The following is a 23,542-nucleotide window of genomic DNA, read 5'->3' as shown; positions in this document are numbered from 1 at the left end:
ATTACAGGCTAGGCAGCAACTTCGCCGTTACCAGTTCGTTCAGGCAACGCGAGGCCAACAATTCAGACGCCGCATTGATGTCCGGCGCAAAGAACCGGTCCTTCTCATAGAAAGGCACGTCGGCACGCAGGATGGCACGGGCCTTTTCCAGCTTTGGCGAAGTCTTAAGGCCGTTGCGCAGGTCCAGGCCCTGCACTGCCGCCAGCCATTCCACCGCGAGAATCCCGCGGGTGTTCTCGGCCATTTCCCACAGACGCTTGCCAGCCGCTGGAGCCATGGAAACGTGGTCTTCCTGGTTGGCGGAAGTCGGCAGGCTGTCCACCGAATGCGGATGGGACAATGCCTTGTTCTCGCTGGCCAGTGCCGCAGCGGTCACCTGGGCGATCATGAAGCCGGAGTTCACGCCACCGTTGGCCACCAGGAACGGCGGCAGTTGCGACATGTGCTTGTCCATCATCAGCGAGATACGGCGCTCGCTCAGGGAGCCGATTTCGGCGATGGCCAGCGCCATGTTGTCAGCGGCCATGGCCACTGGTTCTGCGTGGAAGTTGCCACCGGAGATCACGTCACCTTCAGCGGCGAACACCAACGGGTTGTCGGAAACGGCGTTAGCTTCGATCGCCAGTACTTCGGCCGCTTGACGGAACTGGGTCAGGCAGGCGCCCATGACTTGTGGCTGGCAGCGCAGGGAGTACGGGTCTTGTACCTTTTCGCAGTTTTCGTGGGAGTCGGACACTTCGCTGCGCTCGCCCAGCAGGTCGCGGTAAGCGGCGGCGGCGTCGATCTGGCCTTTCTGGCCACGGGCAGCGTGGATGCGGGCGTCGAACGGCGAACGCGAACCCAGGACCGCTTCAACGGTCAGGCCGCCCAGGGCCAAGGCACCGGCGAACAGGTCTTCTCCTTCAAACAGGCCACGCAAGGCGAAAGCGGTGGACACCTGAGTGCCGTTGAGCAGCGCCAGGCCTTCTTTCGCGGCCAGGGTCAGCGGGGTCAGACCTGCAACTTTCAGCGCTTCGGTGGCTTCCATCCACTCGCCTTTGTAGCGTGCCTTGCCTTCGCCCAGCAGCACCAGGGACATATGGGCCAGAGGCGCCAAGTCACCGGAAGCACCGACCGAACCTTTCAATGGAATGTGCGGGTACACCTCGGCGTTGATCAGGGCGATCAGCGCGTCGATCACCACGCGGCGGATGCCAGAGAACCCACGGCTCAGGCTGTTGACCTTGAGCACCATGATCAGTCGCACCAGCTCATCGCTGATCGGCTGGCCGACACCGGCGGCGTGGGACAGCACCAGCGAGCGTTGCAGGTTTTCCAGGTCTTCGCTGGCGATGCGGGTCGAGGCCAGCAGGCCGAAACCGGTGTTGATGCCGTAGGCGGTGCGATTTTCGGCGAGGATCTGTTCCACGCAGGCAACGCTGGCTTCGATCTGGGCCGAGGCGCTGTGGTCGAGGGTCAGTTTCACCGGCTGCTGATAGACGTCACGCAGTTGGGCGAGGCTCAGTTGGCCGGGAATCAGGTTTAGCGCAGTCATTTTGTGCTCCTTTTGAGAGTTGTTGTTAACTCACCAGACGCTCCGGAGATGTCCGTTGTCCGTCGCGTCTGCCTTTTGGGGAGCCGCGCCTTGGCACGCTGGTGTTGTTGAAATCAGTTCAGGTTGGGAAAAGTGTTGTGCAGCAAAGTCGGGTCTTTCAATACAGCGGCAGCGGCGGCGATGTCCGGTGCCAACCAGCGATCCTGGTCGTAGGGGGCAACATGCTCGCGCAGCAGACGCCAGGCCGCATCGGTGCCGGCGCCGAAGCGTTGTTCTTTCAAAAATTCAAACGCCTGGGCTGCCAGCAAATACTCGATGGCGAGGATCTGCGTGCAGTTTTCGAGCGCGCGGTGCAGCTTCAGCGCGGCGTTGGTGCCCAGGCTCAGGTGATCTTCCTGCAGGCCCGACGTCACGAAGTTATCCAGCACCGCCGGTTGCGCCAGTTGACGGTTTTCCGCACACAGCGAAGCGGCGACGTATTGCACGATCATCATCCCGGAGTTCACCCCCGGGTTGGCCACCAGGAAGGCCGGCAGGCCACTGACGTGCGGGTTGATCAAACGGTCCAGGCGACGCTCGGCGATGGAGCCGATTTCCGCCATGGCAATCGCCAGCAGGTCCGCCGCCATTGCCACGGACTGGCCGTGGGGGTTGGCTTGGGACACCACGCGATAGCTGTCCGCAGTACCCAGTACCAGCGGGTTATCGGTGGTGCCGTTGAGTTCGGTTTCGATCTGTTTGCTCGCGTGTACCAATTGGTCGCGAGCGGCGCCGTGCACCTGCGGGATCGAGCGGATGCTCAGGGCGTCCTGGGTACGGATGCCTTTGCTCTGGGCAATTACTTCGCTGCCGTCGAGCAAGGCCCGCAGGTTGATCCCGACCTGTTGCATGCCAGGGTGCGGCTTGAGCGCGATGATCTCGGCATCGAAGGCGTCGATCTGCCCGCGCTGGGCCTCGAAGCTCATGGCACCGATCACGTCGGCCCATTCCAGCAGGCGCGTGGCATCGGCAATCGCCAGGCAGCTCAAGCCGGTCATGCACGGCGTACCGTTGACCAGGCACAAACCGTCCTTGGCACCGAGCTTGACCGGTTGCAAGCCTTCTTCGGCCAGCGCTTGCTGCGCGGAAACGACCTGGCCGCGATAGCTGACATTGCCAACGCCCAACAGCGCGATGCCGATGTGCGCCATGTGGGTCAGGTAGCCCACGGAACCCTGGGACGGCACTTGCGGCGTGATGCCACGGTTGAGCAGGGCCAGCAGGGCTTCGACGACCTGACGGTGCAGGCCGGATTTACCGTGGCTGTAGTTGACGACGGCGGCGCACATGATCGAGCGGGTCTGCTCGTTGGTCAGTGGCGCGCCAACGCCACAGGCGTGGCTGAGCAAGGTGTTGCGCGACAACTGGCTGAGTTGTTCGTCCTGCAGCGAGACGTTGCACAGCGCGCCCAGGCCGGTGTTGATGCCGTAGGCACGTTCGCCACTGGTAACGATGCGCTGGACGATGGCCTGCGCGTTTTCGATGCGCGCCCAGATCGGTGCCGACAGTTCAAGCTGTGCGCCATGACGAGCAACGGCGACCACGTCCTGCCAACTGACCTGCGCCTCGGTGATAACGATTTTTTCAGCCTGGGACATCTTCAACCTCATCTAAATAAAATCAAAAGATCGCAGCCTTCGGCAGCTCCTACACCGAGTACGGCTCACTTCTGTAGGAGCTGCCGCAGGCTGCGATCTTTTAGAGCCTTAAACCACCGCCGCCCGACGCTGCACAAAGCGGTCTACATACTCATCCGCCGGCGAATGCAGGATCTCTCGTGGCGTGCCGACCTGAATCAGGCGGCCATCCTTGAGGATCGCGATGCGGTTGCCGATGCGCACGGCCTCGTCGAGGTCGTGGGTGATGAAGACGATGGTCTTGTGCAGGGTCTTTTGCAGCTCCAGCAACTGGTCCTGCATCTCGGCGCGGATCAGCGGGTCGAGGGCGCTGAACGCTTCGTCCATCAGGATGATGTCGGTGTCCGCCGCCAGGGCGCGGGCCAGGCCCACACGCTGACGCATGCCGCCGGAAAGCTGGTGCGGGTATTTGTTTTCGTAGCCCTTGAGGCCCACGGTGTTGATCCAGTGCAGCGCACGCTCGGCACACATGGCTTTGCTTTCGCCACGGATTTTCAGGCCGTAGGCGACGTTGTCCAGCACGCTCTTGTGCGGCAACAGGCCGAAGCTCTGGAACACCATGCTGATCTTGCGCCGACGAAATTCGCGCAGGGCTTCCATGTCGTATTGCAGGATGTCCACGCCGTCCACCAGGATCGCACCGCTGGTCGGGTCGATCAGGCGGTTGAAGTGGCGGACCAGGGTCGACTTGCCGGAACCCGACAGGCCCATGATCACGAAGATCTCGCCGCTGCCGATGCTCAGCGACAGGTCGTTTACGCCGACCACGCAGCCGGTTTCGGCCAGCACCTGGTCCTTGGTCTTGCCCTGGCCGACCATGGCCAGGGCGTCCTTGGCACGGTTGCCGAAAATCTTGAAGACGTTCTTGACTTCGATCTTGCTCACGGTTGCGTTGTTCATTTGCTCACCTCATGCCGTGCGCGACCGTACGCCTGTGTAATGCGGTCGATCACCACAGCCAGAATCACGATCGCCAGACCGGCTTCAAGGCCACGTCCGACGTTGAGGGTCTGAATCCCCACCAGCACGTCTTCACCCAGGCCACGGGCACCGATCATCGAGGCGATCACCACCATCGAAAGGGCCATCATGGTGGTCTGGTTGATCCCGGCCATGATGCTCGGCAGGGCCAGCGGCAGTTGCACGCCGAACAGTTGCTGCCAGCGGTTGGCACCGAAGGCGTTGATCGCTTCCATCACTTCGCCGTCGACCTGGCGAATGCCCAGATCGGTCAAGCGGATCAGCGGCGGCGCGGCGTAGATCACCGTGGCGAAAATCGCCGGGACCTTGCCCAGGCCAAACAGCATCAGCACCGGGATCAGGTACACGAAGCTCGGCATGGTCTGCATGATGTCCAGCAACGGCATCAGTATCGAACGCAGGCGATTGCTGCGCGCCGAGAGAATGCCCAGCGGAATGCCGATCAACACCGAAATGATCGTCGCCACCATCATCAGCGCCAGGGTCTGCATCAGTTTGTCCCAGAGGCCGACCGCTCCCACCAGGAACAGCAAACCAACGATGACGGCAGTGGTCACGACCTTGCGGGTCGCATGCCAGGCCACACCGGCCACGATCGCCAGCATCAGCCACCAGGGTGCGGCACGCAGCAGGCCTTCAAGATTGACGATGGCCCACAACAGGGTGTCGGAGATGTGCCGGAACACGTCGCCGTAGTTGGTGACCAGCGAATCGACCCAACCGTTGACCCAGTCGGCGATGGAAAAGGTAAAGCTTTCGGGAAACATAAGAGACTCTCAATCAAGGGGTTGCGATCAAGCATCCGACTGCCGTTGCCGACAGCCGGAGAAGCTCGACCTACAAGGCCGCGTCGATTTTCTTGGCTGCGTCTTCGCTCACCCATGCGTGCCAGACTTCAGGATGTTCCTTCAGGAAGATCTTGGCCAGTTTTGGTGATTCGATCCGCTCTTTGGTCATGCGCCCAAGGTTCTGGTTCAGCAGGTCGATCGGCACGTTGACCTTTTCCAGCACGGCCACCAGCTCCGGGGCTTCGTCGTGGAAAGTCTTGGACAGGCCGACCTTGATATCCACGGTCTTGTTCACGCCTGGTTTCTCTTCGAGTTTCACCGCGTCGATCTGGCCCATCAGCGGCGTTGGCGACCAGTAGTAGAACAGGATCGGCTCGCCACGCTTGTAGCTCGACAGCACCGCGGCATCCAGCGCCGGGCCGGTGCCTGGGCGGAAGTTGGTGTAGGTGCTTTCCAGGCCGTAGCTCTTGAGCATTTCGCTATTGTCCAGCTCACAGGTCCAACCGGCCGGGCAGTTGTAGAAACGCCCCTTGGACGGCTCTTCGGCGTCCTTGAAGATCGCCGAGTATTTGCCCAGGTCAGCAATGTTTTTCAGGTCCGGAGCCTTGGCTTCCAGCTTGCGCTTGGCGTCGCCTTCGATCACGTAGCGCGGCACGTACCAGCCTTCGATCGCGCCAACCACCGGTGCGCCGACACCGACGACCTTGCCGGCCTTCTCGGCCTTGTTCCAGACTTCACTGCGGCCGACCCATTCTTCGGCAAACACTTGAATATCGTTGCTGCTCAGGGCGTTTTCCATGGTGATGGAGTTGCCTGGCAGGCTGTCGGTCTTGCAGTCGTAGCCTTTCTCCAGCACGACTTGCATCACGTCGGTCAGCAGCATGGCGCTTTCCCAGTTCAAACCGGCGAACTTCACCGGTTTGCCCGACTCGCACCAACCCGCCGCCTGAGTGGCGCCAGCGCTGGCCAGCAGGCCCATGGAAAGCAATGTGGTCAGCAGGGTCTTGTTCGATTTCATTGTTGTGACGCTCCTAATCATGAATTGGCTTACGGCAGTCAAGAGGCATCCAGCCCTGTCCACGTCCAATCAGGCCTGCGCCGCAGCGCGACCGACTTCGCTTGTTGTTAGGTCTGCAACGTCGTGATCTCTGTAGGAGCTGCCGCAGGCTGCGATTAAAAGATCAAGATCAAAAAATCGCAGCCTGCGGCAGCTCCTACAGAGCAAGCATTACTTGCCGGTAATCATCGGCAGGTTCAGCCCTTGTTCCTTGGCGCAGTCGATGGCGATCTGGTAACCGGCATCGGCGTGACGCATGACGCCGGTGGCCGGGTCGTTGTGCAGCACGCGAGCGATGCGCTCGGCCGCTTCGTCAGTACCGTCGCAGACGATCACCATGCCCGAGTGCTGGGAGAAGCCCATGCCGACGCCGCCGCCGTGGTGCAGGGAAACCCAGGTCGCGCCGCTTGCGGTGTTGAGCAGAGCGTTGAGCAGTGGCCAGTCGGAAACGGCGTCGGAACCGTCCTGCATCGATTCGGTTTCGCGGTTAGGGCTCGATACCGAACCGGAGTCCAGGTGGTCGCGGCCGATCACGATTGGCGCAGACAACTCGCCGCTGCGCACCATTTCGTTGAACGCCAGGCCCAGCTTGGCGCGCAGGCCCAGACCAACCCAGCAGATACGTGCTGGCAGGCCCTGGAAGCTGATGCGCTCGCGGGCCATGTCCAGCCAGTTGTGCAGGTGGGCGTCGTCCGGGATCAGTTCCTTGACCTTGGCGTCGGTCTTGTAGATGTCTTCAGCGTTGCCCGACAGCGCAGCCCAACGGAACGGACCGATGCCACGGCAGAACAGCGGACGGATGTAGGCCGGTACGAAGCCTGGGAAGTCGAATGCGTTTTCCACGCCTTCTTCCTGCGCCATCTGACGGATGTTGTTGCCGTAGTCGAAGGTCGGTACGCCCATTTTCTGGAACTCGAGCATCGCCTTGACGTGCACGGCCATCGATTGCTTGGCGGCCTTGATCACAGCGGCAGGTTCAGTCTTGGCGCGAGCGCGGTACTGGTCCCAGGTCCAGCCGGCAGGCAGGTAACCGTTGAGCGGGTCGTGGGCGCTGGTCTGGTCGGTGACCATGTCCGGGCGCACGCCACGCTTGACCAGCTCCGGCAGGATTTCAGCGGCGTTGCCCAGCAGCGCGATGGAAATCGCCTTGCCTTCCTTGGTGTATTTGGCGATGCGGGCCAGAGCGTCGTCGAGGTCGGTAGCCTGCTCATCGACGTAGCGGCTTTTCAGACGGAAATCGATGCTGACCTGCTGGCATTCGATGTTCAGCGAGCAAGCGCCGGCCAGGGTTGCAGCCAGGGGCTGGGCGCCGCCCATGCCACCAAGGCCGGCAGTCAGGACCCAACGACCTTTCAGGTCATCGTTGTAGTGTTGGCGACCGGCTTCTACGAAGGTTTCGTAGGTGCCCTGGACGATGCCCTGGCTGCCGATGTAGATCCAGCTGCCGGCGGTCATCTGACCGTACATGGCCAGGCCTTTGGCGTCCAGTTCGTTGAAGTGTTCCCAGCTCGCCCAGTGTGGAACCAGGTTGGAGTTGGCAATCAGTACGCGCGGGGCGTTGCTGTGGGTCTTGAACACGCCGACCGGCTTGCCGGATTGCACCAGCAGGGTCTCGTCGTCGTTCAGGTTGGTCAGGCTTTCGACGATCTTGTCGTAGCATTCCCAGTTACGTGCAGCGCGACCGATACCACCGTAAACCACCAGTTCTTTAGGGTTCTCGGCGACTTCCGGGTCGAGGTTGTTCATCAGCATGCGCAGCGGCGCTTCGGTCAGCCAGCTCTTGGCGGTCAGCTTGTTACCGCGTGCGGCACGGATTTCAACGTCACGAAACTTAGTAGGTTTAATGTCAGTCACGAAAAAGACTCCTCAGCAATCAATCCAAACCAACCCAGGCAGTGGGCGAGCAAGCCAATGGGCATCAGTGCACACCAGCGAATCAGTGGACGATGGTTGAGTCCTCGTGACTCATACACATACGTCTTTACTTGTACATACAAGCATATGCAATCAAGCGGCCAACTTGTTGGATGAGCATTCAAGAAAAACTCGGAAATGGCTGGAGAGCGCCTGGAACAAGGGTTCTGGCGTAGATGAAAAATTTTCGGGGGGATTTTTGTGGCGAGGGGATTTTGTTACTTGAGCGTGATATTGCGCCACGCTGGGGCATTCGGTAACAAAGTGGTGCGCTTTCGGGAACGCTGAAATGCAAAAAATCGCAGCCTTCGGCAGCTCCTACATGGGATGGTGTGCATCCTGTAGGAGCTGCCGAAGGCTGCGATCCTTTGAAAATTCAGAATCAGCGTGCGGCCAGCTCAATCACACAGCATGGACCATTGACGGAGACTTCCAGCAGCCCGGCGTTACCGTCGAGTTGCAGGCAGTCATGACGACCGAGCTTCGAAGCGCTGTTACCGACCACAACTTCCAGCGCATCGCTGATGCTGAACACCAACACCGTGCCCGCTGAACTGAAGAACCGCTGCTCACCGCTCAACCACTGCAACCGCGCGGCATAACGCTGCGGCGCGTAAATCAGATTGAAATCACGAATCGACCCGCCCAGCAATGTGCAGGCAACCTTGCTTTCACCACTGAAGGCAAACGGGTCCAGCGGTAACAGTGGCCGAGTGTCCTGGCCATCCACCGTCAGGCTCATGCCGTCGCCCTGCAAAACGGTGATCACTCGCTCGTAACCGGCGAAGGTGGAAAAGCCGCCCGATTCGCCAATGTCGGCAATCGACAGGCGCCAGCCAAAGCCATCCAGGCCGGTGCCGGCATCGCGGGTGATCTCTTCGGTGCTGCCGCCGCCGTTTTTCCACGGCATGCGCGGGTAATCTTTGGCGCGTAAAACCTTCAACTGATTCATTTATGAAACCGACCTTCCAGACGATGACGGGAACCGGGGTGGATCAAGCGAGCGGCGGTCACTGGCTGACGACCGGACCAGGTGCGGCGACGGATCAGCAGGCACGGCTCGCCTTTTTCAATCTGTAGCAATTTGCATTCGGACGGCTCGGCCAGGATCGCCTCAACCACGTGCTCGCCTTCGGTCAGCGGCGCGACCTGATTCAGGTAGGCGTAGGGCGTTTGCAGGGTGAAGTCCTGTTTAAGGTAGTCCGGCGCCACCAGCGCATTGACGAAACGGTCTTCGATTTGCACCGGAATATCGTTTTCGAAATGCACGATCAGCGAATGGAACACCTTCTGCCCTTCGCGCATGTCCAGGGCCAGGGCGCGCTCGGAGCCGGCGGCTTCTTCTTCGAGCGTGATGACCTTGCAGGTGTGGCGATGGCCGCGAGAGGCGATTTCGTCGGCGATGTTGTGCACTTCAAACAGCGCAGACTGGCTTTTCGGCTCGGCGACGAACGTGCCGACGCCCTGCATGCGCACCAGCAGGCCATCGGCGGTCATCTCGCGCAGGGCGCGGTTGATGGTCATGCGGCTGAAGCCCAACTGGCTGACCAGCTCGCTTTCCGACGGAACGCGGTAGTGCGGCGGCCAGTTTCCACTGTCGATTTGCTGGGTGATCATTTGTTTGACGCGGGCGTACAAGGGCGCCGGACTGTCGCCCATGTTCGCGGCCAACGGAGAGACTGGAGGCGGAGTCGGCACGGTTAATCCTTGGTCATTTGATTGATGTCGCTAGCTTGCCGGAGTTTACCGGGCAGGCAAACGTCTGTATATGTATATACAAATAACACACGATGGGGTGCTGAACCATGTCCGCCTTCTTTGCCGAACGCGCGCTGCTGCCTAGTGGATGGGCCAACAATGTACGTCTTGAGGTCAGCGCCGACGGCGTATTGACCCATATCCAGGCCGATTCCAACGCAGATGGCGCCGAACGGTTAAGCGGTCCGCTGTTGCCTGGCATGCCGAACCTGCACTCCCACGCTTTCCAGCGGGCCATGGCCGGGCTGGCGGAAGTGGCGGGCAATCCGAACGACAGTTTCTGGACCTGGCGCGACCTGATGTATCGCCTCGTCGGAAAAATCAGCCCGGAGCAACTCGGCGTCATCGCCCGTCAGCTGTACATCGAAATGCTCAAGGCCGGTTACACGTCGGTGGCGGAATTTCATTACGTACACCATGACATCAATGGCCAGCCTTACGCGGACCCGGCCGAACTGGCCCTGCGTATCAGCCAGGCTGCGGGTTCCGCCGGTATCGGCCTGACCCTGCTGCCGGTGCTCTACAGCCATTCCGGTTTTGGCGGCCAGGCTCCGAACGAAGGCCAGCGCCGTTTCATCAACAGCACCGAAAACTACCTCAAGCTGCAATCGCGCCTGCAACCGGTGCTGGCGCAGCAACCGGCGCAAGCACTGGGCCTGTGTTTCCACTCGCTGCGCGCGGTAACACCGCAGCAGATCAGCGAAGTGCTGGCGGCCAGCGACAAGCAATGCCCGGTGCACATCCACATTGCCGAGCAGCAGAAAGAAGTCGACGACTGCCTGACCTGGAGCGGTCGTCGTCCGCTGCAATGGCTGTATGAAAACGTCGATGTCGATCAGCGCTGGTGCCTGGTCCACGCGACCCACGCCAACCCGGAAGAAGTCACGTCGATGGCCAGGAGCCGCGCCATCGCTGGCCTGTGCCTGACCACCGAAGCCAACCTGGGCGACGGGATTTTCCCGGCGGTGGATTTCCTCGCTCAGGGCGGTCGCATGGGCATCGGTTCCGACAGCCATGTGTCGTTGAGCGTGGTGGAAGAATTACGCTGGCTGGAATACGGCCAACGTCTGCGCGACCAGCGTCGAAATCGTTTGTATGGCGCAGATCAGCCAATGGTCGGTCGTACGCTGTTTGATGCGGCGCTGGATGGCGGCGCCCAGGCACTGGGCCAGCCGATTGGCGCCCTGGAAGTCGGCAAGCGCGCCGACTGGCTGGTGCTCGACGGCAACGATCCGTACCTGGCAACGGCCAGTGGCGACGGGATTCTCAACCGTTGGTTGTTTGCCGGCGGCGATCGCCAGGTGCGTGATGTGCTGGTCAATGGCCAATGGGTCGTGCGTGACGGTCGGCATGCGGACGAAGAGGAAAGCAGCCGCGCCTTCACCCAGGTCCTGCGCGACTTGCTCGGTTAAAAGCAAAAGATCGCAGCCTGCGGCAGCTCCTACAGGTTCCGTGGTTATCCGCATGATTGCGACCAACCGGATCGATGTAGGAGCTGCCGCAGGCTGCGATCTTTTTCAGTCGCACCGCTAGTTAGATGTCTTCGCCATCTGCTGTTCCGATGCCCGCCAGATCAGCCGCGTGGTGTCGTAACCCTGCTGACGCGCCTTGCTCAGCAGCTCCTCACGCACCACACCGTTCACGGTCGGCGTGCGCGACAACAGCCACAGATACTTGCGGCTCGGATCACCGACGATGGCGGTCTTGTAGTCATCGCTGACATACAGCACCCAGTATTCGCCCTTCGCCGTACCCGGGATCAACCTGGAAAACCAGGTATCGAACTCGACCCACAGCTTGTCGTTCTTGCCGGGCGTCTGTGGATAAGCCGTGCCCTTGACCTCTTCCCATTGCCACTGCGCCGTCAGGCAGCGGTTCAACACCGCGACGTTGCCGTCGGGCTTGAGCGTGTAATGGGCTTCGGACTGCGCGCAGTCGCGCTGGAAGTACATCGGCATGCGAGCCAGCTCGTACCAGGTGCCCTGGTAGCGCTTGAGGTTAACGCTATTGACTGTCTTGGGGGCCAACGGGTCCGGGCCAGACGTGGCACAGCCGGCCAACACCAGGCCGGCAAAAAGGATGATCAATAACCGCTTCATTATTTTTCTCCCGTGGGCGATCGCCCCGGTTTACTTCAGGCCTTGGCCGGAAAACATCAGCACTTTGTCACCGGCGAACTGCACGCTGATAAAGCTGTTCTTGTCGCCCCAGGTGCAGCTGGACATGCCGAGCGCGCCTGAACAATCGGCGGGTTTGCCCAACAGGGTCTCCACTTCGGCCTTGGCCATGCCGGCGGAGAGCTTCGAGTAGTTTTCCTGATTGACCTTGCTGCAGGCAGCGAGCAATACGCAGAACGAAAGCAGGGCGATGGAACGCAACGACATGGTGAAACTCCGGGGGCGTAGGGGATTGGCATGGCTGCCAAGCTGAAGCTTAGAAGAGAAAACCCCTGTCTGGTTCCCTGCCCGGCAGGCTATTTATCGGGCCACTCGTCTACCTTTTGCCGAAAATCAGCCACTTTGCCTGTTTACCGGGCATTTCATCGTTTTTCAGAAAATCCGCCTAATCTTTGGCGCCGTTCAGTCGACATAAATGCAACGCAAAGCCACGTCGCTGGCGCTTGCTCTCCCATTTTGTCGAACAGCCCCTCTGCGGTAGCTCATCCATGACCCGAAACATGAAGTTCAGCCACAAGATATTGCTGGCTGCCGCCCTCGTGGTGGCCGTCGCATTCGCTTGTTTCATCCTGTTCAACGACTATCGCCAGCGCGAAACCTTGCGCAACAGTACCGAGGCCTCGATGCAGGAACTCGGCAGCCTGACCACCAGCAACATCCAGACCTGGCTGGAAAGCCGCATGCAATTGCTGCAGTCGATGGCCCAACAGATCAACGCCGACGGCAATGCTCCCGCTGGCCTGAAACGGATCATCGACCTGCCCGCCTACACCGGCAACTTCCAGCTGAGTTACTTCGGTGGCACCGACGGCGTGATGTTCTCGGTCCCGGCGGGCAACCGCGCGGCGGACTATGACCCGCGCGTCCGTGGCTGGTACAAGGCGGCCAACAGCGCGCAACAGACCATCGTCACCGAACCCTACATCGCCGCCTCCTCCGGCAAGCTGGTAATCACCGTCGCCACTCCGGTGCAGCATCAGGGCCAGATGATTGGTGTCGCCGGCGCCGACATCGACCTGTCCAGCGTCAGTGCAATCATCAATTCGCTGAACTTCGGCGGTCACGGCCATGCGTTCATCGTCGGTGCCGACGGCAAGATCCTGATTCACCCGGACAGCAAGCTGGTACTCAAGAACCTGACCGAGGCCTACCCCAACGGTGCGCCGAAAGTCAGCCCGGGCATGAAAGAGGTCGAGATCGACGGCAAGCGCCAGTTCATCTCCTTCACCCACGTCAACGGCGTACCGTCGGCGGACTGGTACGTGGCTCTGGTGCTCGACCAGGACACCGCGTTCTCGATGCTCAGCGAGTTCCGCACCTCGGCGATTATTGCCATGGTGATTGCCGTGGTGATCATCATTGTGCTGCTGGGCATGCTGATCAACCTGTTGATGCAGCCGCTGCTGACCATGGGTCGCGCCATGCACGACATCGCCGAAGGCGAAGGTGACCTGACCAAGCGCCTGGTCATTCACGGCCACGACGAGTTCGGCGCGCTGGGGCTGTCGTTCAACCGATTCGTCGAACGCATTCACACCTCGATCATCGAAGTGTCCTCAGCCACCGGCCAGGTCAACGAAGTGGCGCTGCGGGTGGTGGCCGCGTCGAACTCGTCGATGCTCAACTCAGACCAGCAAGCCTCGCGCACCAACAGCGTGGCCGCGGCGATCAACCAGCTCGGTGCCGCCGCCCAGGAAATCGCCCAAAACGCCGCCCTCGCCTCGCAACATTCCAGCGATGCCCGCAGCCTGGCCGAAGACGGCCAACAGGTAGTGGATAAAACCATCGCTGCGATGCAGCAACTGTCGGCCAAGATCAGCGATTCGTGCGGCAACATCGAGACCCTCAACAGCAACACGGTCAACATCGGGCAGATCCTGGAAGTGATTACCAGCATCTCCCAGCAGACCAACCTGCTGGCACTGAACGCGGCGATTGAAGCGGCGCGAGCCGGTGAGGCCGGCCGTGGTTTCGCGGTGGTTGCCGACGAGGTGCGCAACCTCGCTCACCGCACCCAGGACTCGGCGCAACAAGTGCAGACGATGATCGAAGAGCTGCAAGTCGGCGCCCGGGCAGCGGTGGGCATCATGACCGACAGCCAGCGCCAGAGCGAAAGCAGCGTCGGCATCGCCAACCAGGCGGGCGAGCGACTGGGGAGCGTGACCCTGCGCATCGGGGAGATCGATGGCATGAACCAGTCGGTCGCCACCGCCACTGAAGAACAGACGGCCGTGGTGGAGTCGATCAACGTCGACATCACCGAGATCAACACACTGAACCAGGAAGGTGTGGAGAACCTGCAGTCGACCTTGCGTGCGTGTGCCGATCTAGAGCAGCAAGCGGCGCGTTTGAAGCAGCTAGTCGGAAGTTTCAGGATCTAAGGCGCGCTCACCGGCCCCTTCGCGGGCTTGCTCGCGAAGACGGCATCAGCAGCGACGAAAAAATTAGAACCGAGACCCGGGCCCCGAAAGAAACTCAATTTCCTCAGCCGTCGATTCCCTTCCCAACACCGCATTGCGATGCGGAAACCGCCCAAACTGCGCAATCACCCTCTGATGCCGCTCGGCAAAGTCCAGATAATCGGCGAACAACGCCCGATCGACCTCCGGCTGCTGCGCCACCAATTCGATGTAACGCGAGACACCTTCGTTCTGCACCGCGAGGTTTTCGCTGTGCTCGAACACCAGGTAGATGAACACCCGCTGAATCGGCTGCAACTGCCGATCGAAATCCGCCGCAATGCCTTGGGCCACGAGTTTCTGTGCCCGGGAATCGCCGGAAAACGCTTTGGGGGTGTCGCGAAAGATCATTCGCGGGATTTGATCGAGCAACAGCACCAGGGCCAGCCAACCTTCGGGACGTTGCATCCACTCGGTCAATCCGCCGGCCAGTGCCTGCTCGGCCAAGTCCCCGAAACGCTCGCGCGCTTCGAGGTCCTGGCTGTCGCGCTTGCCAAACCACAACCTGCCCTTCTGCGCCGCCACTTCCCTCGCTGACCCGGAGTTTCCGAACCACCAATCAAGCAACGGCTGCCAGGGCGCGGTCATGGTTTACTCCTTGTGGTAAGCCGTGACGCGGGCAACTTCTTCTTTCGAACCGAGGAACACCGCAACACGCTGGTGCAGGCCTTCCGGCTGGATGTCGAGGATGCGCTGATGGCCGTCGGTGGACGCACCGCCCGCTTGTTCGACCAGGAACGACATCGGGTTGGCTTCGTACATCAGGCGCAGTTTGCCCGGCTTCGACGGCTCGCGGCTGTCGCGTGGGTACATGAACAGACCGCCGCGGGTCAGGATGCGGTGCACGTCGGCGACCATCGCGGCAACCCAGCGCATGTTGTAGTTCTTTTTCAGCGGGCCTTCATCGCCTGCCAGCAATTCGCTGACGTAGCGCTGTACCGGTGCTTCCCAGTGACGCTGGTTGGACGCGTTGATGGCGAATTCCTGGGTGGCTTCAGGAATGGTGATGTTTTCGTGGGTCAGTACGAAGCTGCCCATTTCACGGTCCAGGGTAAAGCCTTTCACGCCGTCGCCCAGGGTCAGGATCAGCATGGTCTGCGGACCGTAGATCGCGTAACCGGCGGCCACTTGCTGTGTACCTGGCTGCAGGAAGGCCTTTTCATTCAAGGGCTCGTTCTGGCTCAGGTATTCGTTCGGGCAACGCAGTACCGAGAAGATGGTGCCCACCGGGGCGTTGATGTCGATGTTCGACGAACCGTCCAGTGGGTCGAATACCAGCAGGTACGCGCCTTTCGGGTATTTGCCCGGGATCTGGTAGGCGTTGTCCATTTCTTCGGACGCCATGCCGGCCAGGTGACCACCCCATTCGTTGGCTTCGAGCAGGATCTCGTTGGAGATCACGTCGAGCTTCTTCTGCACTTCGCCCTGGACGTTTTCAGTGCCCATGCTGCCCAGAACACCACCCAGGGCGCCTTTGGACACGGCGTGGTTGATCTCCTTGCAGGCACGCGCCACCACTTCGATCAGGAAGCGCAGATCGGCAGGAGTGTTGTTGCTGCGGGTCTGCTCAATCAAATAGCGACTCAAGGTAACGCGGGACATGGAAGGCTCCGGAGGAATGGGGGGGCTAAAAACCCGCGCAGTTTAACGCGAGTCGGGGCGCATTTCCTCCTATCAGACGTGATCGGCCGAAGAGAGTTCATGCGCGGGGGATGAGCGTAGTTGGAAATGGACTGGATGCGAGCCTGGGAACTGCGGTCATTTCGGCATTTTCAGTGACCGGGCGAACGCATTCGCCAGCCTTCTTCAGGATTTGGCTGGCGGTTTGCGCAACAAACTGAACGCCATCGCTGCCAGGAACAGGACACTGAGCAACAACACCGCCCACAAGCCGAATGTCTTCCACTGGGTGTCCGTCGTCGCCAGCGTTTTCTCTGTCGCCGCATTCGGGACCACCGCCCCGACATCCACCTTGGCCCGGCCCAGGGTCGCGAGTTTTGCCGGGCTGTAATCCGGAATCAGCGTCGACAGCGGCAAGTTCGCCGCCTTCGCCGTCGAATTCCCCACGACCAGCGTGTAAGGCCCCGGCCCACGCGCCAGGAACACCAGTTGCGTGGCGCGCACGGCAAACTTCAGCGTCGGCGCCTGATCACCCAGGCCACCGCCGCGTTCGTCCACGGTCAGTTTCAATTGCTGGACGATTTGCCCTGACAGCTGCAATTGGTTTTGCACCACGTCCTGACCGTCCTGGGTCAGTCGATAGAGCAAACCGCTGCCCAACGACTGCCATGGCAAGCTGCTGTCGCGCCGGCCGGCCAGGCTCACTGGCGCCAGGCTGTTGGGCTGGCTCAACTCGACCTGCACCCGCTCGACATTCAGCCCCATCGGCAGCTGCCAGGTGTACTCGCCCGCCTTCACGCTGCTGCCGGCCAACGGCTGGGACCAGACCAACGGCAGCGGCAGGCTGCGGATATTGGCGCTTTGCAGTTGCGCCGAAGTCAGTGTCGGCGCCGAATGCGGGGTGATCCACAGCAACCGCAGGTAGCGTGCCGACTGGCCCGGCAGGTTGACTTCATGCTGTTCGACCCGCTCGTCGGAAAAGGTCAGGCGCGCCACCTGCCCTTCGCCCCAGGACTGCCAATGCTGCAAATCATCGCTGGCTTCGATGGTGAAACGCTGGAATCCGTCGCGCTCGCTGATCCAGTCGAGAACCAACTGCTGCAACGGTGCCTTGATAGACGATGCGTCGAGCAACCAGCCGCGCAACTCCTCCTCACCTGCCTCCAGCTGACTGGAGGGCTGCACCTGGACCAACGTGCCGTTGGTGTTCGATTGCACCCGCACACTCGGCGCGGTTTCAGTGGCGTCCAACGAGCTGTACAACGGAAACCATTTCACCTCGTTCAAGGTGCGGGTTTCATTGCTCCGCGCCGACTCCCGGGCCAAGGCATAAGCCTGAACTTCGCCCACGGCGTTGAACACACGCACGTCGCTCAGGTCCGTCTGCCGTGCATTCAGCTGTACGTTCAGAGGCAGTTCAAGTCGATACCAGGGGCCTTCGCCCGTCACCGACAAAGGCACTTGAGTGGCGAAGTCCGCCGGTTTTTCCTGGGCAACCGCCGATAACACCACACCCATGGCGACAGCCCCCAGCCAACCCAGGTTAAGCTTCTGACTCAAGACGACACTCCTTCGGATTCCGGGACCGGTTTCTCGTTATCCGGCTCAGCTTCGGCACGCTTGGGCGGCAGCGGGGCGAAATAGCCCACCACCAGCAGCAATACACCGACACCGATAAACGACACGATCCGCGCCAGCCCGCCGCGGTTACTCAATTCGACAAAGAACAGCTTGGCCACGACCACGCCGATCAAGGCCGCGCCGATCAACCAGACTTCACGGCGGCGAAGCAAATGGCCGCCGATCATCAGGCTCAGGGCCATCAAGGTCCAGACGATGGACAGGCCGGCTTGCACCCGCATCGACGCCAGCAACAGATCCAGCTCGAACGGCACCCCACTCCAATGGTGTGCCGTACGCATCACCAACGCAGTAAAGAACACGAACAGCGAGGCACCTGCGACCCCTTGCGTGGCGATGGCGGCGTAATCCTCGCGGACCGCCAGTTGTGTCATGGCGCTGCGGGACCAGACATAGACGCCGAACAGCGCCAACAACAGGCCCAGCTCCAGCGGGTTGATCAATGGCACGTAAGGCAGTGGCTCGGCGTTGCCGTCACTGGCGACATTCGCCAGCCAGAACCAGCCGAGCATCAACAACGCCAACGGCGCGGCGGCGTATACACGGTATTCGCGCGGATACGCCGACACCGGCCACGGCCACGCGCGAGGTGCCGCCATCAGCACCAGGTACAGACTGGGCAGAATCGCCCAACCCAACCAGCGCCAGGCGTTGTATTGCTCGGACAACACCAGCAAGCCGTAACGCAACTCCAGAGCCAGCACCCCCATCAACAACCAACAGCCGAGCACATGGGCGACGCTCGTCGCGCGCGCCGGCAGCATGGGCGCCAGGCGTCGCAGGGACATGAAATGCACCACGAACACGGCGGCCCACGCCAGCCAGCCGACGTTGGCTGCCGGGTGATAACGCGAGTGCCAGGCCGCGAGCAGCACCAGCGCCGCCGCGGGAATCAACACCGTGCCGAGTGCCCCCAGTGATGGCCATTTCAGGCGCAGCGCCAATACCGTCCACAGGGCCACACTCACGGCCGCGATGCCCAACAACAAAGGCGCCCGCATCGGCAACGGCGCAAAATGCAGCCCTTCGATGACCCAGGCCAACGCCCACCAGCCTGCGCCCCACACCAGCAACGCCTGGGACAATCGCAACAGGCTCAGCCCTTCGAATACTCCAAGCGAATGACCAATCTGCAAACGCCAGGCCCCGACCATCGCCGCCAGCCCCAACACCAGCGGCGCCCAGAATCCGGCATGAGCCAAGGGGTTCAGCTCTTCACTGAACAGCGGCCCCGTCGCCAGGAACAACGCGCCACCCAACAGTTGCACAGCGAGCGCGCTGAACACGAAGGTGCGCGATGGCAGGCGCAAGCCAACCAACAACGTCAGCGCCCCGGCCAGGGCCCAACTGATCACCGTGCCGTGGCTGAAGAAAAACAACGGCGCCAGCAAATAGAGAAACGACAGCCCGAGGCACGCCAGGACTGGCAGACCTTTCAGTTCCCAAGGCCTGATCTGTTCCGGCAGGGCTTTACGCAACTGGTAGAAGCTGAACAGCAGCGCGACGCCCAGCAACAGCGCGCCCAGTGGTACACCGCCGAGCAGGCTGCTCTCGCTGTCGTGCAGTTCGCTGAGAAACGCCAGTGCCGACCCCAGTTGCAGGAGTAAGGCAAAGCCCCGGGCCACGGGCCTTTGCTGACGCAGACCGAGCCAGAAGATCCCCGCGCCTTCCACCGCCCATGCCGCTGTCGTCCAGCGTGCATCGAGCCCCAGCGGAATCGCCAGGCTGGCGAAGATCACACCCAAAGCCAGGCAGGTTTCCCCCAGCAACAGCGTGCGCCCGGCCATCAGCCAACGGGCCAGCCCCATGTAAATCATGCCCAGCGCCAAGGCACTGAACGCCGCCGCGAACTCCAGATGCTGCACCAATGCGAACTGCAAGCCGAAACCCACCAGCGGCGGGCCGAACAGCAGCGTGCCGTCGACGTAGTTGCCCTTGCGCGCCGACCACTGCAGCAGCGATTCGCGACTGCCCTCTGCCGGTGCATCGCTCATTTCCAGCAGCCTGCGCCGGGCGAACAGCAGACCAATGGCCAGGTACATCAGGAAAAACAGAATCAGGAACGGCTCGGTACTCCACAACTGCTCCGGCGAGTAGGAGCGCAGGCCCCAGGCGAAACCAATGCCGAAGGTGCCGCTGAACCCGATGACATTCAACAGCCGCCAGGCCTTGAACCAGGCGATGGCGAAGATGCCGGCGTTGAGCAGGGCAAAATAGCTGAACAGTGCGACGTGGCTACCGGCACCGGTGGAGGCCAGCAGCGGCGCGGCGAATCCACCCAGTGCGGCAGCGGCGGCCAGCCCCAGGGAGTCCTGGGTAATGGCGAGAATCGCCGAACAGGCCGTCACCGCCACCAGCAGGCCAAACCCGGCCGAGGGATCGAGCAGCGGATGCAGGCGCATCGCGGCAAACACCGTCAGGTACAGCACGGCGATCCCGGCACCTTGCAGGATCAACGCATAACTGTTGTTGCGCGCTCGCAACCACCAACCCAGCCCGAGCAGTCCCAAGGCCGCCGCCGCAACACCTGCGTAACGCAACTCAACCGGCACCACCACGCCTTCGGTGGCATAGCGCAGCAGAAAGGCCAGGCCGAGGAACAGCAGCACCACGCCGACCCGCAACACGGTATTGCCGCCGAACAACCAGGCACGGGCACGGCTGATGGCGCGATCGATGAAGTTCGGGCCACGCGGGGTGACGGGTGGCTGTGGTTCGCGAGCGGACGGCTCGGACCTCCAGGCATCGACAGGCTGCGAACGCTTGGTTTCGCTGGCTGCGACGGCTACCGGCTCGAGTTCGGGCGGTAGCTCCCAGAGCAAATCCGGGGCTGCGACAGGTACTTCATCAAGGATGGTTTCAGGTGAGGCAAATGGTTCGCGGGCTTGCGGCGCCTTGACGCCCGATGCCTCGAGCAGCGCCAGCCGTTGCTCGACCGCGTGCAGCGCGACCTGGGCCTGCTCCAGCAAACGCTGCTGCTCGAAGGCCTGCGAGTCCATGCGAGCCAAGCGAAGGGCCTGGCCGATACCCAATCCGAGTAACGCGCCCAGCAGCGCATCGCTGAATGACTCGTCAAGTATCCAGCCGAGCACCAGCCCTATCAGCATGAACATCCATTGCATGGTCGATATCCCTAAGCGCATTGGCCAATCCGGAAAGATTAGCTCAGCCGTATCCATAAAGATCGCAGCCTTCGGCAGCTCCTACATAGTCGCGGTATTACGCGATCCTGTAGGAGCTGCCGAAGGCTGCGATCTTTTCCGGCGCGCCAGTATATCCGCCGGTCTGAAGACTTACTCCAGTGCCTTCCAGATTTCCGTGGCGTACTCGCGAATGGTCCGGTCCGAGGAGAACCAGCCCATCCGCGCCGTGCTCAACACGGCTGAACGCCACCACTCCTTCGAATCGTGCCAATGGGCTTCGACGCGCATCTGGGCGTGCCAGTAGGAATCGAAGTCGGCGCAGACCAGGAAGCGGTCGTAGTCCACCAGCGAATCGATCAACCCGGCATAACGGGACGGATCATCCGGCGAGAACACCCCGCCACGAATCGCCTGCAGCACATCATTCAGACGATGGGACGCGGCGATATCCGGCACCGCGCTGAACTCATGGTTCTGCTTGCGCGCCTCCACCTGCTGCGCGCTGAGGCCGAAGATGAACATGTGCTCGGCGCCAATGCGGTCGCACATTTCCACGTTGGCCCCGTCCAGGGTGCCGATGGTCAGCGCGCCGTTCAGGCCGAATTTCATGTTGCTGGTGCCTGACGCTTCGAACCCGGCGGTGGAGATCTGCTCGGACAAATCCGCCGCCGGAATGATGCTCTCCGCCAGGCTGACGTTGTAGTTGGGCAGGAACACCACTTTTAGCAAGCCGCGCACGGTCGGGTCGTTGTTCACCACCCGGGCGATGTCGTTGGTCAGCTTGATGATCAGTTTGGCCTGGTGATAACTGGCGGCCGCCTTGCCGGCGAAGATCTTCACCCGTGGTACCCAGTCGATTTCAGGTTCCGCGCGAATCGCCTGGTACAACGCCACGGTGTGCATCAGGTTGAGCAACTGGCGCTTGTATTCGTGAATCCGCTTGACCTGCACGTCGAACATCGCCGCCGGGTTGACCGCCACACCCAACCGCTCATGAATCAGGTACGCCAGGGCTTTCTTGCTGTGCAGGCGTTGCTCGGCAAACGCCTTGCGGAATGCACTTTTCTCGGCGAACGGTTCGAGGGCGCGCAAACGCTCTTCCGGGTTATCCAGCACTTCGGGGCCGAGGGTATCGACCAGCATCGAGGTCAGCTCGGGATTGGCCTGATACAGCCAGCGGCGGAAAGTGATGCCGTTGGTTTTGTTGTTGATCCGCTCCGGGTAGAGCTTGTGCAGTTCGGAGAACACCGTTTGACGCATCAGTTGCGTGTGCAACCCGGACACACCGTTGATGCTGTGGGAGCCGAGAAACGCCAGGTTGCCCATGCGTACCCGGCGACCGTTGTCTTCCTCGATCAGCGATACCGCGCGCAGCACATCGAAATCGTGGATGCCTTTGGCCCGCAGGGAATCGATGTGCTGGGCGTTGATCAGGTAAATGATCTGCATGTGCCGCGGCAACATGCGTTCCATCAAACCTACCGGCCAGGTTTCCAGCGCTTCGGGGAGCAATGTGTGGTTGGTGTAGGACAGCGTATCGACGGTGACCTGCCACGCCGCGTCCCATGCCACGTCATAGACGTCGACCAGTTGCCGCATCAGTTCAGCCACGGCAATCGAGGGGTGAGTGTCGTTGAGCTGGATCGAAGCGTGATCGCCCAGGGTCAGCACCGAGGTGTGCATGTTGCGATGGCGGCGCAGCAAATCCTGCAACGAGGCGGCGACGAAGAAATACTCCTGGCGCAGGCGCAATTCCTGGCCGGCCTCGGTGCTGTCCGCCGGGTACAGCACCCGGGAGATGCTTTCGGCCCGGGCCACTTCGGCTACGGCGCCAAGGTGGTCGCCGGCGTTGAAACGCTCCAGATGCAGATCTTCCATGGCCCGGGCGCGCCACAAGCGCAGCGTGTTGACGCTTGCCCCGCGCCAACCGACCACCGGCGTGTCATACGCAATGGCCCGTACGGTTTCCGCCGGGTGCCAGACTTGCCTGGACTTGCCGCTGTCATCGGTCACTGTCTCGACACTGCCGCCGAAGCCGATCGGGTAAACCACCTCCGGGCGCTCGAACTCCCAGGGGTTGCCGAAATCCAGCCAGTGTTCGGTCTGCTCCTGTTGCCAGCCATCGACGATGGCCTGGCGGAACAAGCCGTGTTCGTAACGAATACCGTAGCCATGACCGGCGATGCCGAGGGTCGACATGCTTTCCAGAAAACACGCCGCCAGACGCCCGAGGCCGCCGTTGCCCAGGGCCGCATCGGGCTCCAGCAAGCGAATGCGCTCAAGGTCGACGCCGAGTTCGGTCAGGGCTTCGCGGGCCACGTCGAGCAGGCCGAGGTTGCTCAGGCTGTCGAAGAGCAGCCGGCCGATGAGAAACTCCAGGGAGAGGTAATAAACGCGCTTCTGGCCTTTGCGGTAGATCTGCCGCGTGTGGTCCATCCAGTGCTCGACCATGTGATCCCGCGCGGCCAGTGCAATGGCTTCGAACCAATCGTGGTCGAAGGCGTGATCCGGGTCTTTACCCACTGCATAAGTGAGTTTGGTCAAGACGGCGTCGCGGAATGCGGCCACCTCTGCTTCGCGAACAAGTGGTTCTTGAGTCATCGATAGGACCTCGAGCGAGCTTGGAGTTGTCTGAGCCTAGTCGGTCTGACAGGCGGTAGAGGCTCTGGTTCGGCAGTTTTTGCTTTGAATGCGAGCTGGATCGACATTGCGTTGTCTTGTGCCTGAATCAATGCAGGGCTCGTGCCTATTTTCCGGTTGTTTGCGCCGTCCGTGAAAAAAACTGGCGAAAGGT

Annotated in this window: 17 protein-coding genes and 1 pseudogene; 3 read left to right on the top strand and 15 right to left on the bottom strand. The window is 61.4% G+C overall.

The features are described 5' to 3' along the window. Position 1 precedes the first annotated feature (1 nt). From hutH (ACM6IT_RS14495) to hutC, 8 genes are all read right to left on the bottom strand, one after another. Positions 2-1,534 carry a histidine ammonia-lyase gene (hutH, locus tag ACM6IT_RS14495; RefSeq protein ID WP_409078526.1) on the bottom strand — a complete coding sequence of 511 codons (1,533 nt, stop codon included), beginning with the start codon at positions 1,532-1,534 and terminating at the stop codon, positions 2-4. Between the two features lie 113 nt (positions 1,535-1,647). Next, positions 1,648-3,171 carry a histidine ammonia-lyase gene (gene hutH / locus ACM6IT_RS14490; RefSeq protein WP_414914160.1) on the bottom strand — a complete coding sequence of 508 codons (1,524 nt, stop codon included), beginning with the start codon at positions 3,169-3,171 and terminating at the stop codon, positions 1,648-1,650. 108 nt (positions 3,172-3,279) lie between these two features. Beyond that, positions 3,280-4,110 carry a quaternary amine ABC transporter ATP-binding protein gene (locus ACM6IT_RS14485; protein ID WP_007975542.1) on the bottom strand — a complete coding sequence of 277 codons (831 nt, stop codon included), beginning with the start codon at positions 4,108-4,110 and terminating at the stop codon, positions 3,280-3,282. Continuing rightward, positions 4,107-4,958, bottom strand: coding sequence for an ABC transporter permease (locus ACM6IT_RS14480; protein ID WP_046039591.1), 852 nt, complete (start codon positions 4,956-4,958; stop codon positions 4,107-4,109). Before ACM6IT_RS14480 ends, ACM6IT_RS14485 begins: the two co-directional genes overlap by 4 nt. A gap of 70 nt (positions 4,959-5,028) precedes the next feature. Next, positions 5,029-5,997 (bottom strand): ABC transporter substrate-binding protein, encoded by a 969-nt coding sequence (locus ACM6IT_RS14475; protein WP_056725760.1) that lies wholly within the window; start codon positions 5,995-5,997, stop codon positions 5,029-5,031. A 210-nt stretch (positions 5,998-6,207) separates the two neighbouring features. Further along, positions 6,208-7,890 (bottom strand): urocanate hydratase, encoded by a 1,683-nt coding sequence (gene hutU, locus ACM6IT_RS14470; protein WP_056725762.1) that lies wholly within the window; start codon positions 7,888-7,890, stop codon positions 6,208-6,210. Between the two features lie 442 nt (positions 7,891-8,332). Then, a complete protein-coding gene (locus ACM6IT_RS14465) occupies positions 8,333-8,902 on the bottom strand; it encodes a HutD family protein (RefSeq protein ID WP_414914159.1) in 570 nt (189 codons plus the stop codon). Beyond that, a complete protein-coding gene (gene hutC / locus ACM6IT_RS14460; protein WP_162135916.1) occupies positions 8,899-9,609 on the bottom strand; it encodes a histidine utilization repressor in 711 nt (236 codons plus the stop codon). The genes ACM6IT_RS14465 and hutC overlap by 4 nt, the downstream gene beginning before the upstream one ends. A 146-nt stretch (positions 9,610-9,755) precedes the next feature. Here hutC and ACM6IT_RS14455 point away from each other — a divergent pair, with 146 nt between their 5' ends. After that, positions 9,756-11,120: a formimidoylglutamate deiminase gene (locus tag ACM6IT_RS14455; RefSeq protein WP_414914158.1), complete on the top strand. Its 1,365-nt coding sequence runs from the start codon at positions 9,756-9,758 to the stop codon at positions 11,118-11,120. 117 nt (positions 11,121-11,237) lie between these two features. On the opposite strand, the gene ACM6IT_RS14450 is transcribed toward ACM6IT_RS14455, so the two are convergent. Further along, positions 11,238-11,807, bottom strand: a complete 570-nt coding sequence (locus ACM6IT_RS14450) for a lipocalin family protein (protein ID WP_056725768.1) — start codon at positions 11,805-11,807, stop codon at positions 11,238-11,240. A gap of 30 nt (positions 11,808-11,837) precedes the next feature. Further along, the gene (locus tag ACM6IT_RS14445) at positions 11,838-12,092 is read right to left on the bottom strand and encodes a hypothetical protein (RefSeq protein ID WP_056725770.1); all 255 of its coding nucleotides are present in this window, start codon (positions 12,090-12,092) and stop codon (positions 11,838-11,840) included. A 281-nt stretch (positions 12,093-12,373) separates the two neighbouring features. Between ACM6IT_RS14445 and ACM6IT_RS14440 the strand changes: the two are divergent. After that, positions 12,374-13,408: pseudogene (locus ACM6IT_RS14440) on the top strand (cache domain-containing protein); the annotation flags it as partial. Between the two features lie 93 nt (positions 13,409-13,501). Next, on the top strand, positions 13,502-14,266 hold the full coding sequence (locus ACM6IT_RS14435; RefSeq protein WP_414914295.1) for a methyl-accepting chemotaxis protein: 765 nt from the start codon (positions 13,502-13,504) through the stop codon (positions 14,264-14,266). A 63-nt stretch (positions 14,267-14,329) separates the two neighbouring features. Here the strand turns inward: ACM6IT_RS14435 and ACM6IT_RS14430 are convergent, their stop codons facing one another. From ACM6IT_RS14430 to ACM6IT_RS14410, 5 genes are all read right to left on the bottom strand, one after another. Then, positions 14,330-14,932, bottom strand: a complete 603-nt coding sequence (locus ACM6IT_RS14430; protein WP_056725774.1) for a DUF924 family protein — start codon at positions 14,930-14,932, stop codon at positions 14,330-14,332. A gap of 3 nt (positions 14,933-14,935) precedes the next feature. Next, positions 14,936-15,946 (bottom strand): class 1 fructose-bisphosphatase, encoded by a 1,011-nt coding sequence (locus ACM6IT_RS14425; protein ID WP_007975526.1) that lies wholly within the window; start codon positions 15,944-15,946, stop codon positions 14,936-14,938. A gap of 204 nt (positions 15,947-16,150) precedes the next feature. Beyond that, entirely contained in the window at positions 16,151-17,524 is a 1,374-nt protein-coding gene (locus tag ACM6IT_RS14420; protein ID WP_414914157.1) for a DUF3999 domain-containing protein, read from the bottom strand. Beyond that, positions 17,521-20,727: a DUF2339 domain-containing protein gene (locus ACM6IT_RS14415; protein WP_414918227.1), complete on the bottom strand. Its 3,207-nt coding sequence runs from the start codon at positions 20,725-20,727 to the stop codon at positions 17,521-17,523. The genes ACM6IT_RS14420 and ACM6IT_RS14415 overlap by 4 nt, the downstream gene beginning before the upstream one ends. 171 nt (positions 20,728-20,898) lie before the next feature. Then, a complete protein-coding gene (locus ACM6IT_RS14410; protein ID WP_409078521.1) occupies positions 20,899-23,349 on the bottom strand; it encodes a glycogen/starch/alpha-glucan phosphorylase in 2,451 nt (816 codons plus the stop codon). Positions 23,350-23,542: the final 193 nt, after the last annotated feature.

This window comes from Pseudomonas sp. IT-P4, from assembly GCF_949767755.1.
Taxonomy (GTDB): Bacteria; Pseudomonadota; Gammaproteobacteria; order Pseudomonadales; family Pseudomonadaceae; genus Aquipseudomonas; species Aquipseudomonas monachiensis.
This window is presented reverse-complemented; position numbering and strand designations above follow the sequence as displayed.